11 protein-coding genes are annotated in these 12,509 nt (G+C 71.9%); 5 read left to right on the forward strand and 6 right to left on the reverse strand.

Annotated features, from left to right (window positions below):
- The first annotated feature begins 151 nt into the window (after window positions 1-151).
- Entirely contained in the window at window positions 152-1,249 is a 1,098-nt protein-coding gene (locus ABZ532_RS13560) for an MBL fold metallo-hydrolase (protein WP_361282095.1), read from the forward strand.
- A gap of 18 nt (window positions 1,250-1,267) precedes the next feature.
- Here the strand turns inward: ABZ532_RS13560 and ABZ532_RS13565 are convergent, their stop codons facing one another.
- Together ABZ532_RS13565 and ABZ532_RS13570 are read right to left on the reverse strand one after the other, a co-directional pair.
- Window positions 1,268-2,416 carry an AI-2E family transporter gene (locus ABZ532_RS13565; RefSeq protein WP_361282151.1) on the reverse strand — a complete coding sequence of 383 codons (1,149 nt, stop codon included), beginning with the start codon at window positions 2,414-2,416 and terminating at the stop codon, window positions 1,268-1,270.
- Between the two features lie 300 nt (window positions 2,417-2,716).
- Window positions 2,717-2,911, reverse strand: a complete 195-nt coding sequence (locus ABZ532_RS13570; protein WP_361282097.1) for a DUF3046 domain-containing protein — start codon at window positions 2,909-2,911, stop codon at window positions 2,717-2,719.
- Between the two features lie 79 nt (window positions 2,912-2,990).
- On the opposite strand from ABZ532_RS13570, the gene ABZ532_RS13575 reads away from it, so the two are divergent.
- Window positions 2,991-3,896 (forward strand): hypothetical protein, encoded by a 906-nt coding sequence (locus ABZ532_RS13575; RefSeq protein WP_361282099.1) that lies wholly within the window; start codon window positions 2,991-2,993, stop codon window positions 3,894-3,896.
- Between the two features lie 21 nt (window positions 3,897-3,917).
- On the opposite strand, the gene ABZ532_RS13580 is transcribed toward ABZ532_RS13575, so the two are convergent.
- The 3 genes from ABZ532_RS13580 to ABZ532_RS13590 all read right to left on the reverse strand — a co-directional run bounded on the left by ABZ532_RS13580 (window position 3,918) and on the right by ABZ532_RS13590 (window position 5,881).
- On the reverse strand, window positions 3,918-4,226 hold the full coding sequence (locus ABZ532_RS13580; RefSeq protein WP_361282101.1) for an AzlD domain-containing protein: 309 nt from the start codon (window positions 4,224-4,226) through the stop codon (window positions 3,918-3,920).
- Window positions 4,223-4,936: an AzlC family ABC transporter permease gene (locus ABZ532_RS13585; protein ID WP_361282153.1), complete on the reverse strand. Its 714-nt coding sequence runs from the start codon at window positions 4,934-4,936 to the stop codon at window positions 4,223-4,225. The genes ABZ532_RS13580 and ABZ532_RS13585 overlap by 4 nt, the downstream gene beginning before the upstream one ends.
- Before the next feature lie 111 nt (window positions 4,937-5,047).
- The gene (locus tag ABZ532_RS13590; RefSeq protein WP_361282103.1) at window positions 5,048-5,881 is read right to left on the reverse strand and encodes an AraC family transcriptional regulator; all 834 of its coding nucleotides are present in this window, start codon (window positions 5,879-5,881) and stop codon (window positions 5,048-5,050) included.
- A gap of 56 nt (window positions 5,882-5,937) precedes the next feature.
- Here ABZ532_RS13590 and ABZ532_RS13595 point away from each other — a divergent pair, with 56 nt between their 5' ends.
- From ABZ532_RS13595 to ABZ532_RS13605, 3 genes are all read left to right on the forward strand, one after another.
- Window positions 5,938-10,560, forward strand: a complete 4,623-nt coding sequence (locus tag ABZ532_RS13595) for an ATP-dependent helicase (protein WP_361282105.1) — start codon at window positions 5,938-5,940, stop codon at window positions 10,558-10,560.
- 30 nt (window positions 10,561-10,590) lie between these two features.
- Window positions 10,591-11,400: a DNA-formamidopyrimidine glycosylase family protein gene (locus tag ABZ532_RS13600; RefSeq protein WP_361282107.1), complete on the forward strand. Its 810-nt coding sequence runs from the start codon at window positions 10,591-10,593 to the stop codon at window positions 11,398-11,400.
- A 66-nt stretch (window positions 11,401-11,466) separates the two neighbouring features.
- Window positions 11,467-12,276, forward strand: coding sequence for an SDR family NAD(P)-dependent oxidoreductase (locus ABZ532_RS13605; RefSeq protein ID WP_361282109.1), 810 nt, complete (start codon window positions 11,467-11,469; stop codon window positions 12,274-12,276).
- On the opposite strand, the gene ABZ532_RS13610 is transcribed toward ABZ532_RS13605, so the two are convergent.
- A complete protein-coding gene (locus tag ABZ532_RS13610) occupies window positions 12,217-12,474 on the reverse strand; it encodes a hypothetical protein (RefSeq protein ID WP_361282111.1) in 258 nt (85 codons plus the stop codon). The genes ABZ532_RS13605 and ABZ532_RS13610 overlap by 60 nt on opposite strands.
- Window positions 12,475-12,509 lie beyond the last annotated feature (35 nt).

Below are 12,509 nucleotides of genomic sequence, written 5' to 3' on the forward strand. Positions count from 1 at the left end.
CAGGCCGGCCACCTGAACGCTCAGTCACAGCGCCTGAGCTGAGTGCAGAGCAGCGGGGGAAGTCCTGGCCACAGGCTTCCCGGGACACCGCGCATGGTGCGGCGTACGCTCGTCGGCAGGGCGGGTTCGGCACGCCACCGCGGGAGGACCCATGACCGCGCTCGGTGACCTGATCGAGATCGACGACAGGACCGTGCTGGTCCTCGGCCAGGAGCTGCAGCTCGAACAGCGTCGACCAGACGTCGCCAACGTCCTCGTACACCGGGCCGGCGACACCCTGGTGATGGTCGACACCGGCGTCACGGAGGCCTTCCGCACGGCGCTGTGGGCGGCGGCCGGCCGGGTGGGGCCCTGGTCCCGGGCGCTGCTGCTGACCACACACGGACACCCTGACCATGTCGGCAACAACGATCTGGCCGACGAGCTGGGTGTGCCGGCCGAGCACTACGTCCCCGCCCTTGACGTGGACCAGATGCGCGACCCGGCGGCGTACTGGGTGCGCTCCTTCGGCCGTATCGCCGGGTTGGCACCGCTGCCCGCGCCGTCCGCTCTGGCCGACAGGGTGGTGGAGATATGCCAGCCCATGAGGCCCTTCTGTGCGACGACCCGGACCTACGAGGAGCGCCCGCTGGAGCGGATCCGGATCGGCTCACTTCGATTCACCGGCTGGATCTTCGCCGACGGCGCTGTCCGTGTCCTGCGCAGCCAGGGCCACTGCGCCGGGCACGTGATCGTGCACCTGAGCGACTGCGGAGTCCTGCACCTGTCCGACGAGGGCAACGGGGCCTGCGGTGCGATGGCCGATGCCGACCAGGTCAAGATCCAGACCGTGCTCGGCGCGGTCGCCGCCCTCTTCGAGGAGAAGGCAGCCACACTCCTCACCGACGGGCACACCTTCGCCGTGCGCCGTGGTCCTGAGGCGGTCGCCCACCTGGAGGGGCTGCTGGAGCAGGCCACCGCCCTCCAGGCGGCCGCACTCCGGCTGGCCGGCGAGAACACACGGATCCAACCAAGTGCGTTCACCAGCCGCTACGGGGAGGCCGTCGCCGCTCTGGGCATCGGGGGCGCCAACCCCAATGCGGTGTTCACCGCCATGATGGCGGTGAACCAGCTCCGTGAGCTGGGGCTGCGGCCGGAGTCTGACGGCGTCGACGCACCCTGGTCCCGGCCCGTGCTCCACAACCCCGCGCCTGCTCCCTCTCGGCCCGGCTCCGGTGCCCGCGGCGGTCGCGACCAGTTGTCCCCCTGACCTGACGACCCCGCCGGCTCAGGGCGCCGCCTCGCCGTCCCTCGGCGCGGGGGCCTGCTCGCGTCTGGCCGTCAGCGCGCGCTGGAGCCGGGCCACCACCGCCTCACCGTGACGGCGGTGGCCGTGCACTCGCGGGTCGTCCGTGACCTCGTAGCGCTTCACATAGGCGCCGAGGAAGGCCTGGAGCGTCGCGACCGCGGGGATCGCGATCAGCGCGCCGACCGCGCCCAGCAGGGCCGTGCCCGCGATCACCGAGCCGAAGGCCACCGCGGGGTGGATGTCCACGGTCCTGGCGGTGAGCTTGGGCTGGAGTACGTAGTTCTCGAACTGCTGGTAGACGAGGACGAAGCCGAGCACCCACAGCGCGTACCAGGGGTTGACCGTGAACGCGATCAGCATCGGCAGGGCTCCTGCCAGATACGTACCGATCGTGGGTATGAACTGCGAGACCAGCCCCACCCAGACGGCCAGCGCCGGAGCGTAGGGCACTCCGAGCAGCGCCAGCAGGATGTAGTGCGCCACACCGGAGATCAGGGCCATCAGGCCCCGCGAGTAGAGATAGCCGCCCGTCTTGTCGACGGCGATCTCCCAGGCGCGCAGCACCTCGGTCTGCTTTGACGGAGGCAGCACGGAGCACAGCGCCCGCCGCAACCGCGGGCCGTCCGCCGCGATGTAGAAGGAGAACAGGAAGATCGTCAGGAGTCTGAACAGCCCGCCGAGGACGGTCGCCGAGACGTCGAGCACCCCGCTCGCGCTGTTCTGGACGTACTTCTTCAACCAGTCCGAACGCAGCAGACTGTCCTGGATCGCGACCCGGGACAGCTCGGTGTGGAAGTTCTGGTTGATCCAGTTGATCACCTGGTCGAGGTACTTGGGGAAGTCCTCGACCATGTCGACTATCTGGCCCGCGAGCATCGAACCGAGCAGCACGACGAATCCGGTGCCGGCCAGCATCACCGCGAGGAACACCAGGAAGGTGGCGAGGCCGCGCCGCATCCCGCGCGCCGCCATGCGGCCCACCGCCGGCTCGATCGCCAGCGCCAGGAAGAACGCGATCAGGATGTTGATCAGCAGTCCGACGAGCTGGTGGAACGCCCAGCTGCCGAACTGGAAACAGGCATAGAGCGCGAGGGCCAGCACCATGGCCCGGGGCAGCCAGCGGGGCATCCGGACCGAGCCGGCGGCGCCGGCGCCCGCGGGCACCGCTCCCACGCCTGCGCCGGGATCGGCCGCGGTGCCACCGGTCCCTATGGGCGCGCCAGGGCCGGCTGCTGCGGGAGCGGAGCCGCCGTCGGCCGTCGCTTCGCTGTTTTCCGTTGTGCTGCTGCCGGGGTCCGTGCTGCCCGCGTCGCCTGGCGAGGCGGTCGGCGGCTCTTCGTCCCGGACGGTCTCGTCAGTCGATGCCACGGGGTAAGTCTCGCCTACCCATGTGTCAACCCGACCACCGCCTGTGGAAAACCCGGCGGCTCACCGCTTGTCGGCCGGTATCCCCACGGCCGCGCACACCCCGCGCCAGACGTCCTTCGTCTCCCAGCCCGCGTCCAGTGCCTCGTGCACGGTCCGCCCGCCGAGCTCGGTCATCACATGGTCGCGTGCGAAGGAGTCGGCATACGCCGCACCGAAGTGCTCTTCCATCCGCTCCCAGAAAATCGTCAACCGCATGCGCCCAGTATCCCGCTCCTGAGGGTGCAGCCTCGCCCGTCCGCCGTACGTGAGGCCGTTCGCGCCCTACGGTCGGAGCATGGCTGGAACTCCCCTCGCACGGGCCGAGCGTTTCATCTGGCTGACGGCCCGCGTGCTCGAGCAGCGGCGGTTCGCGTACCACTTCCTGGGCGCGGGCGCGGATCCGGTGGAGGCCGCGCTGACCGCGTACCTCAACGAGGACGGCGGGTACGGGCATGCCCTGGACCCCGATCTCCGCGGACCCGTCAGCCAGCCGCTGCACACAGCACACGCGCTGCGCGTCCTGGACTCCATCGGCCGCTGCGGCGGACTACGAGCCGAGCGGCTGTGCGGCTACCTCACGAGCGTGGCCACCAGGGACGGTGCACTGCCCGTGGTCCATCCCTCACAGCGCGGCTATCCCACCGCCCCGTATGTGCCGGTCACCGACGAGCCCACGAGCGAGCTGCTGGCGACCGGCCCGGTGGTCGGGCTGCTGCACCGCAATCAGGTGTGGCATGCCTGGCTGTTCCGGGCGACCGACTTCTGCTGGGCGGCGGTGGACGTGCTGGACAAGTCACATCCGTACGAGATCCAGGCGGCGATCGCCTTCCTCGACGGCGCCCCGGACCGGTCCCGCGCCGAGGCCGCCGCCGATCGCCTGGGCCGTCTCGTGCGCGGACAGCGGCTCGTGGTGCTCGATCCGGCACGGCCGGATGCCTGCACGGTTTCCGCCGGGTACGCCCCGGACGAGCGCCACTATCCGTACGACTACGCGCGTGTGCCCGGTTCCCTGGCCCGGCGCTGGTTCACGGACGAGGAGATGGAGCGCTCGCTCGACCACCTCGCCGGCCGGCAGGAGGCCGACGGCGGCTGGCCCGTCCGCCGCGGCGTCTGGGCTCCCTGCACCGCCCTTGAGGGACGCCCCATCACCACGGTCGAGGCGCTGCGCACGCTGAGGGCACACGGGCGTCCTGTGCGCTGAGACGGCCGGGACGGGCCGCGGTCAGCCGCCGATCGCGCGGACACCGGCGGTGACCAGCACGGCAGCCGCAACGACGACGAGGAACGGCGCGCGCAGCACCAGGGCGATCGCCGCCGCTCCCAGACCGGCCGCCCTGGCGTCGATCGCCAGGGCGCTGCCGCTGCTGAACGTCTGCTGCGCGGTGAGGGCGGCCAGCAGCGCCACCGGGAGCAGCCCGGAGAGCCGCTGCACAAGGGGACGCTCAAGCGTTCCGGCGGGCACCAGCAGTCCGGCCAGCTTGACCAGGTAGCAGCCGATGGCCGTCGCCGCGATCGCGATCCAGACGCTCATCGGTCGGTCTCCTTCCGGTTGACGAGTCCACGACCCTGGAGCCAGAGAACGGTCGGTGCCGCGAGTGCGGCGACCAGCACCGGCACTCCGGCGGGGAGCACGGGCAGCAGTCCGAGCCCGAGCACGACGGCCAGTCCGGCGACCGCCCGCTCGGTTGTGGTGCGGAGCATGGGGGCGAGCAGGGCGAGGAACACAGCGGGCCCCGCTGCGTCCAGCCCCCAGGCGCTGGTGTCCCCGATGGCCTCCGCCCCCAGTGCCCCGAGGAACGTGGTGAGGTTCCACAGCACATAGAGCGTGAGTCCCGTGGCGGTGAAGCCCAGCCGTGCGGCCCGCCGGGTCGGCTGTGCCAGGGAGACGGCCGTGGTCTCGTCGATGACCCAGTGGGCGGCGAAGGGGCGTACGAAGCGCGGCAGGGCCAGAAGCTGAGAGAGCCTGAGGCCGTAGAAGGCGTTGCGGGTGCCCAGGAAGAAGGCGCCCGCGGCGGCGGTGAGCGGATTGCCGCCCGCGGCGAGTGCGCCGACCAGGGCGAACTGGGAGGCACCGGTGAAAACGAGCAGGCTGAGGGCGCAGATCTGTGCGAGCTCGAGCCCGGCTCCCGCCGCGGTGACGCCGAAGGCGAAACCCGACAGGCCGACGGCGACGCCCACACCGAGGGCGTCCCGTACGACGGCGGAATCGGCCTTCGCCGGAGCGCTGGGTCCGCCGGTCATCAGTCCGTCGGCGGGTATCTCTGCGGATGCTGTCTGTTCTGGCACGTCGTGGACGCTACGGGGCCGGTCGGTTTCCGGTCTTGTACGTTCTTGCGCCACGCGCTTCGCGCCTCACCACGGTCCTTCGACCCGGCGTCCCCGCTGGTAGGCACCGGGCGGCACCCCCACGATCCGGGTGAAGTGCCGGTTCAGGTGCGGCTGATCGGCGAACCCGACCGCGACGGCGGCTTGCGCCGGAGCCGCGCCCGCGTCCAGCAGGTGCCGGGCCCGGCGGACCCGGGCGTCGGTGAGCCAGGTGTGCGGCGGCATGCCGTAGCGGTCGCGGAAGGCACGCAGCAGGGCGAACGGGCTGGTGCCGAGCTCGGCGGCCAGGGCCTGGAGCGTGGGCGGGCCGTCCATGCGCTCTTCCAGCACCGCACGGGCGCGTGCCGCGTTGCGCGCGCCCGCCGTCAGCGGCGTGCGCGGCGGGATGCTGCTCCCGTAGTCGCGCAGCAGCCGCGCCACCATGATCCGCAGCACGCTGTCGGCGGCGAGTGCGTTGCCCTCCTCCGCCGCGCGATGGACCTCGCGGATCAGCCGGGCCGCCTGGGGGTCGACCACATCGGTCTCGGCGAAGCCAGGGGTTCCGGTGATCGTCGTGGTCTCCTCGGCGATCTCGGCGACCACCCGCGATGACGGATAGAGCGTCGAGTACACCCAGCCCTCGGCCACGCCGGCTCTGGCGGTGTGCGGAACCTCCGGATTGATGATCACGACCATGCCGGGCCCGGCGTGCACGACACCGCCCGGGAGCCCGACGTCCTCGACTCCGCGGGTGATGGTCCCGAACACATAGCCCTCGTGGCTGTGGCGGGGAAAAGTGTGACGTACGTACCGGGCGCGGAGCAGATCGATACCCGGAAGCCGCTCCGGCTGCCAGTACCGCGCCCACTCGCCTTCGGCCATACGGACATTCTCGCAGCTCCGGGGGTTTGTCAGTGGGGCGGTGCACGATGGGGGGCATGGCCGGCACTGCGCTCGACAGCTTCGCCCCCGCGACCCGCGGCTGGTTCACGGGTGCGTTCAGCGCGCCCACCGCGGCCCAGGAGGGGGCGTGGCAGGCGATCGGCCGGGGCTCGGACGTGCTGGTCGTCGCCCCGACGGGCTCCGGCAAGACCCTCGCCGCCTTCCTCGCCGCGCTCGACGCTCTGACGTCCGCCCCGCCGCCGGCGGACGCCAGGAAGCGCTGCCGTGTGCTGTACGTGTCACCGCTGAAGGCGCTCGCGGTGGATGTCGAACGCAACCTGCGCAGCCCGCTGACCGGTATCCGCCAGGAGGCCGTCCGGCTCGGGCAGCCCGAGCCGGAGGTGCGGGTCGGCATCCGTTCCGGGGACACACCGGCGGCCGAGCGCAGGGCGCTCGCCACCCGGCCCCCGGACATCCTGATCACCACGCCCGAGTCGCTGTTCCTGATGCTGACCTCGTCCACGCGTGAGGCACTGGCAGGTATCGAGACGGTGATCGTGGACGAGGTGCACGCGGTGGCGGGGACCAAGCGGGGTGCCCATCTCGCCCTGTCCCTGGAGCGGCTCGACGAGGTGCTGCCGCGCCCCGCTCGGCGGATCGGCCTGTCCGCGACGGTCCGGCCGGTGGACGAGGTGGCGCGCTATCTGTCGCCGCAGCGCAAGGTGGAGATCGTCCAGCCGCCGTCCGGCAAGGAGTTCGACCTCTCCGTGGTCGTCCCCGTCGAGGATCTCGGCGAGCTCGGCGGCTCTCCCGCATCGGAGCCGGACGCCGCCGGTGAGAAGCCGTCGATCTGGCCCCATGTCGAGGAGCGCATCGCCGACCTGGTCCAGGCGCACCGCTCGACCATCGTCTTCGCCAATTCCCGCCGCCTGGCCGAGCGGTTGTGCAACAGGCTCAACGAGATCGCCTACGAACGCGCCATGGGCGAGGCCCTGCCCGAAGGTGCGCCGCCCGCCGAGATCATGGCGCAGTCGGGTGCCGCCCGGGGCGCACCACCGCTGCTCGCCCGTGCCCACCACGGCTCTGTCTCCAAGGAACAGCGCGCGCTGGTCGAGGAGGACCTCAAGGCGGGCCGGCTGCCCGCGGTCGTCGCGACCTCCAGTCTCGAGCTGGGCATCGACATGGGCGCGGTGGATCTGGTCGTCCAGGTCGAGTCCCCTCCGTCCGTCGCCTCCGGTCTCCAGCGGGTCGGCCGGGCAGGACACCAGGTGGGCGCGGTCTCCACCGGTGTGGTGTTCCCCAAGTACCGCGGTGACCTGGTGCAGGCGGCCGTGGTGACCGAGCGGATGCGCGGCGGCTCGATCGAGGCCTTGCGGATCCCCGCCAATCCGCTGGACGTGCTGGCGCAGCAGCTTGTCGCGATGGTGGCGCTGGACAGCTGGCAGGCCGACGAGCTCCTGGCCGTGGTGCGGCGGGCCGCGCCGTTCGCCTCGCTTCCGGAGTCGGCGTTCACGGCGGTGCTGGACATGCTCGCGGGCCGCTATCCGTCGGACGCCTTCGCGGAGCTGCGTCCGCGGGTGGTGTGGGACCGGGTCGCCGGGACGGTCACGGGGCGTCCCGGTGCCCAGCGCCTCGCCGTCACCTCGGGCGGCACCATCCCCGACCGCGGGCTGTTCGGGGTGTTCCTCGCCGGGGCCGACCCCAAGAAGGGCGGCGGGCGCGTCGGCGAGCTCGACGAGGAGATGGTGTACGAGTCCCGGGTCGGCGATGTCTTCACTCTCGGCACCACGTCCTGGCGGATCGAGGACATCACCCGTGACCGGGTGCTGGTCTCCCCCGCTCCCGGTGTCCCCGGACGGCTGCCGTTCTGGAAGGGCGACCAGCTGGGCCGCCCGCTCGAGCTGGGACGTGCGGTCGGCGCGTTCCTGCGGGAGATCGGTTCGCTCTCCGAAGAGGACGCGCGGCTGCGGCTGCTGACGGCCGGACTCGACGATTGGGCCGCCGGCAATGTGCTCGCCTATCTGGATGAGCAACGCCGTGCCTGCGGCCATGTCCCCGACGACCGCACGATCCTCGTGGAGCGGTTCCGGGACGAGCTGGGCGACTGGCGGGTCGTGGTCCATTCCCCCTTCGGCGCCCAGGTCCACGCCCCGTGGGCGCTGGCGCTCGGTGCCCGGCTGGCCGAGCGGTACGGCATGGACGCGCAGGTGATGCACGCGGACGACGGGATCGTGCTGCGCCTGCCCGACGCCGATCTGATGGGTCTGGATCTGCTCGACCAGGACCCGGTACACCTGGACACGTCCTATGACAGCGACCAGGCGCCGGTCGGCGCGGCCGACACCGTCTTCGACAGGGGCGAGATCAGCCAGATCGTCACCGACCAGGTGGGCGGTTCCGCGCTGTTCGCGTCACGGTTCCGGGAGTGCGCGGCCCGCGCCCTTCTGCTCCCGCGCCGCAGCCCCGGTAAGCGCACCCCCCTGTGGCAGCAGCGTCAGCGCGCGGCCCAGCTGCTTCAGGTGGCCAGCGAATTCGGCTCGTTCCCGATCGTCCTGGAAGCCGTCCGCGAGTGCCTCCAGGACGTGTTCGACGTCCCGGGCCTGACGGAGCTGATGGGCGACATCGAGTCCCGCAGGGTCCGGCTGGTCGAGGTCACCACCCCCGAGCCGTCCCCGTTCGCACGGTCGCTGCTCTTCGGCTACGTGGCGCAGTTCCTCTACGAGGGCGACTCGCCGCTCGCCGAGCGGCGAGCCGCCGCGCTCTCCCTGGACTCCCGTCTGCTGGCCGAGCTGCTCGGCCAGGCGGAGCTGCGCGAGCTGCTCGACGCCGACGTCCTGAGTGAGCTGGAGCAGGAGCTCCAGAGGCTTACGGACGAGCGAAGGATCAAGGACGCGGAGGGCGTCGCCGACGCGTTGCGTGTGCTGGGACCGCTGACGGCGGCCGAGCTGGCGGAGCGGGGCGCCGGCCCGGGCTGGGCGGAGGAGCTCGCCTCCGCGCGGCGCGCCATCCTGGTCCGGATCGCGGGCGCCGACCACTGGGCGGCCATCGAGGACGCCGGAAGGCTGCGGGATGCCCTGGGTACGGCGCTTCCCGTGGGCGTACCCGAGGCTTTCACCGAGCCCGTCAAAGACCCGCTGGGTGATCTGCTCGCCCGTTTCGCCCGCACCCGTGGCCCGTTCACCTCGTCCCAGGCCGCGGCGCGATTCGGTCTGGGTGCGGCGGTCACCGACGGAGCGCTCCAGCGCCTGGCCGCCGGCGGGCGGGTGGTGCAGGGCGAGTTCCACCCCTCGGGGATCGGCCAGGAGTGGTGCGAAGCCACCGTGCTGCGGCGGCTGCGTCGCCGCTCGCTCGCGGCGCTGCGCCAGGAGCTGGAGCCGGTTCCGCCGGCGGCGCTCGCGACGTTCCTGCCCCAGTGGCAGCACCTGGGGAGCAACAGCCTGCGCGGGGTCGATGGGCTGGCCCGCGCCATCGAGCAGCTCCAGGGCGCCCCGGTGCCGGCCTCGGCGCTGGAGAAGCTGATCCTGCCGTCCAGGGTGATGGGCTACTCCCCCGCCCTGCTCGACGAACTGACCACGACCGGCGAAGCCGTGTGGGCCGGAGCGGGCTCCCTGCCCGGCAAGGACGGCTGGGTCTCCCTCTACCTCGCGGACGCGGCCCCACTGCTGCTCCCGCCGCCACATCCGCTGGAGCTGACGGCGCTTCACGAGTCCGTGCTCGCCGCCCTCTCCGGTGGTTACGGGCTGTTCTTCCGGCAGATCGCCGACCAGGTCCGTGCCACCACCCACCCCGACGCCACCGACCCCCAACTCGCCGACACTCTTTGGGACCTGTCCTGGTCGGGGCGGCTCACCAACGACACCCTGGCCCCGCTGCGTGCGCTGCTGGGATCGGGCCGCACCGCCGGGTCCACGGCGCACCGCGCCAAGCGCACGGTCCCGCGCGGGCGCTACGGCTCGCTGACGGCGTCCGCGCGCCCCGCGTCGCGCACAGGACCGCCGACCGTCTCCGGACGCTGGTCGCTGCTCCCGGCGCCCGAGCCTGATCCCACCCACCGTGCCCATGCCCTGGCCCGCACTCTGCTCGACCGCCACGGTGTGGTCACCCGGGGCGCGGTCGCGGCCGAAGGGGTCGAGGGCGGGTTCTCGGCGACATACCGGATCCTGTCCGCCTTCGAGGACGGCGGGCAGGCCAGGCGGGGCTATGTCGTCGAGGGCCTGGGGGCTGCCCAGTTCGCGATGGACGGGGCCGTGGACCGGCTGCGTGCGGCGGCCACCGCACACGACCGTGCCGATGCCCACACCGCACCGCGAGCGGTCGTGCTGGCGGCGGCCGACCCGGCGAACGCCTACGGGGCGGCCCTGCCCTGGCCCGAGCCCCCCACCGGCGCGGGTCACAAACCCGGGCGCAAGGCGGGCTCCCTGGTGGTGCTGGTCGACGGCGAGCTCACGCTCTACATGGAGCGCGGCGGCAAGACTCTGCTGTCCTGGGCCACCGAGCCGGACAGCCCGGCGCTGCGCACGGCGGCCGAAGCCCTCGCCGAGGCAGCGCGGGCGGGCACACTCGGTACGGTCACGGTCGAGCGGGTCAACGGCGCCGCGGCCCTGACCTCACCCCTGGCGCGGCCGTTCGAGGAGTCCGGTTTCCACGCCACCCCACGCGGGCTGCGGCTGCGGCCCTGAGACGGCGCATGCGTCGCGCATCATGGGTGCATGCCCGAAGGAGACACCGTCTGGCTGACCGCCCGAAAGCTGAACGACGCCCTGGCCGGGCGCGTGCTCACCGTCTTCGACCTACGGGTGCCGCGGTTCGCCACCATCGACCTCACCGGCCGGGAGGTGCTGGACGTCACCCCGCGCGGCAAGCATCTGCTTGCCCGTATCGACGGGGGGTTCACCCTGCACTCGCATCTGCGGATGGACGGCTCCTGGAGGGTGTTCGCAGCGGGGGAACGCTGGCGCGGCGGGCCGGGGCACCAGATCAGGGCGGTGCTCGGAAACAGCGAGCACACCGCGGTGGGCTATCGGCTGCCGGTCCTTGAGTTGCTGCGCACCCAGGACGAGGAGCGGGTCGTGGGGCATCTCGGTCCCGATCTCCTCGGGCCGGACTGGGATCCCGGCGCCGCCGTGCGCAATCTCCTCGCGGACTCGGACCGCCCCCTCGGCGAGGCTCTGCTGGACCAGCGCAACCTGGCCGGGATCGGCAACGTCTACAAGTCGGAGCTGGCCTTCCTGGCCCGCGCCACGCCCTGGCTCCCGGTCGGTGAGCTGCCCTCCGGTGTGCCGGAGCGCCTCGTCGCCACGGCTCACCGGCTCCTGGAAGCGAACAAGAACCACTTCGACCGACGCACCACGCCTGGGGAGCGCCGCACGGAACAGCGCTTGTTCGTTTACGGCCGCGCGGGGCGCCCGTGTCTGCGCTGCGGCACCCTGATCCGCAAGGCGGGACTGGACGAGCGGGTGACCTACTGGTGCCCCTGCTGCCAGTCCGGCCCCGTGGGGACGGCGGGGGCCATCGGCTGAGGGTTGTACGCGTCGGACTTCCACACTAGTTGACGATCCGTCAGATTCGGTCGTACGTTCACCGACATGGCCCTCACGGCGTACGACCTCACCGGCCGCACCGCGTTCGTCACGGGCGCGGCGAGTGGCATCGGCCGCGCGACCGCCGTCCTTCTCGCCCAGGCAGGTGCCGCCGTGCACTGCGCCGATACGGACGAGAAAGGCCTTCACAAGACTCTGAGCCTCATCGCGACCGCCACGAACGTCACGGACACGGCGCAGATCCAGACTCAGGCACAGGACCAGGTCCACGCCCAGGCCCATGTCGTCGACGTCAGCGACCGCTCCGCGCTGCACGCGGCGGTTCATGCCGCAGGTCCGCTGCACATCATGGCCGCCATCGCCGGGATCATGCACTCCAGCAGCGTCCTGGAGACCACCGACGAGGATCTCGACCGCGTCCTCGCGGTCAACTTCAAGGGCGTGCTCTACGCCTGCCAGGCAGCGGCCCGCGGGATGATCGACGCGGGCATCGCGGGGTCACTGATCACCATGGCGTCGGGTGCGGTGGACGCCGGGAATCCCGGACTGCTGTGCTACGGGGCGGCCAAGGCGGCCGTTGTACAGCTCACCAGGACCCTGGCAGCCGAACTCGGAAATTACTCCATTCGAGTGAACACAGTCGCCCCAGGCTGGGTCCGCAGCCCCATGACGGACCGACATGACGAGACCCTTCAACAGAAGGCGGAGGCCGCCATGGTGCGGCTGTCACCGCTCGGCCGGGTCGGCGAGCCCGAGGACATCGCGCATGCGGTCCTCTATCTCGCCTCCGACGCGTCATCGTTCACGACGGGTCAGATCCTCCGGCCGAACGGGGGCGTCGCGATGCCGTGGTAGCCGTGTTCCCCCAGCCCCCTCGGCATCCCCGGCTCGCGACGCCACATGCACCGGCAACAGGCTGAGCCCCCACCCGCCTGCCGCCACTGCCCCCTCGACGAGTCCCGCATGCTCCGGCACCAACGCCAGCCGCAGAACGGCCCACCACCACAGCGCGCCCAGTGCGAGCGCCGGCAGCAGGACCCATCGCCTTACCATGGCCGCCTCCTCCGGTCGACGCTAGACCGGACCGA

Source organism: Streptomyces sp. NPDC019396, assembly GCF_040632375.1.
Classification (GTDB): domain Bacteria; phylum Actinomycetota; class Actinomycetes; order Streptomycetales; family Streptomycetaceae; genus Streptomyces.

Bases quoted from the DNA above. Each gene is read 5' to 3' on its own strand.
- ABZ532_RS13560 (WP_361282095.1), top strand. From the start codon at position 152: ATGACCGCGCTCGGTGACCTGATCGAGATCGACGACAGGACCGTGCTG.
- ABZ532_RS13565 (WP_361282151.1), bottom strand. From the start codon at position 2,416: ATGCCCCGCTGGCTGCCCCGGGCCATGGTGCTGGCCCTCGCGCTCTAT.
- ABZ532_RS13570 (WP_361282097.1), bottom strand. From the start codon at position 2,911: ATGCGGTTGACGATTTTCTGGGAGCGGATGGAAGAGCACTTCGGTGCG.
- ABZ532_RS13575 (WP_361282099.1), top strand. From the start codon at position 2,991: ATGGCTGGAACTCCCCTCGCACGGGCCGAGCGTTTCATCTGGCTGACG.
- ABZ532_RS13580 (WP_361282101.1), bottom strand. From the start codon at position 4,226: ATGAGCGTCTGGATCGCGATCGCGGCGACGGCCATCGGCTGCTACCTG.
- ABZ532_RS13585 (WP_361282153.1), bottom strand. From the start codon at position 4,936: ATGACCGGCGGACCCAGCGCTCCGGCGAAGGCCGATTCCGCCGTCGTA.
- ABZ532_RS13590 (WP_361282103.1), bottom strand. From the start codon at position 5,881: ATGGCCGAAGGCGAGTGGGCGCGGTACTGGCAGCCGGAGCGGCTTCCG.
- ABZ532_RS13595 (WP_361282105.1), top strand. From the start codon at position 5,938: ATGGCCGGCACTGCGCTCGACAGCTTCGCCCCCGCGACCCGCGGCTGG.
- ABZ532_RS13600 (WP_361282107.1), top strand. From the start codon at position 10,591: ATGCCCGAAGGAGACACCGTCTGGCTGACCGCCCGAAAGCTGAACGAC.
- ABZ532_RS13605 (WP_361282109.1), top strand. From the start codon at position 11,467: ATGGCCCTCACGGCGTACGACCTCACCGGCCGCACCGCGTTCGTCACG.
- ABZ532_RS13610 (WP_361282111.1), bottom strand. From the start codon at position 12,474: ATGGTAAGGCGATGGGTCCTGCTGCCGGCGCTCGCACTGGGCGCGCTG.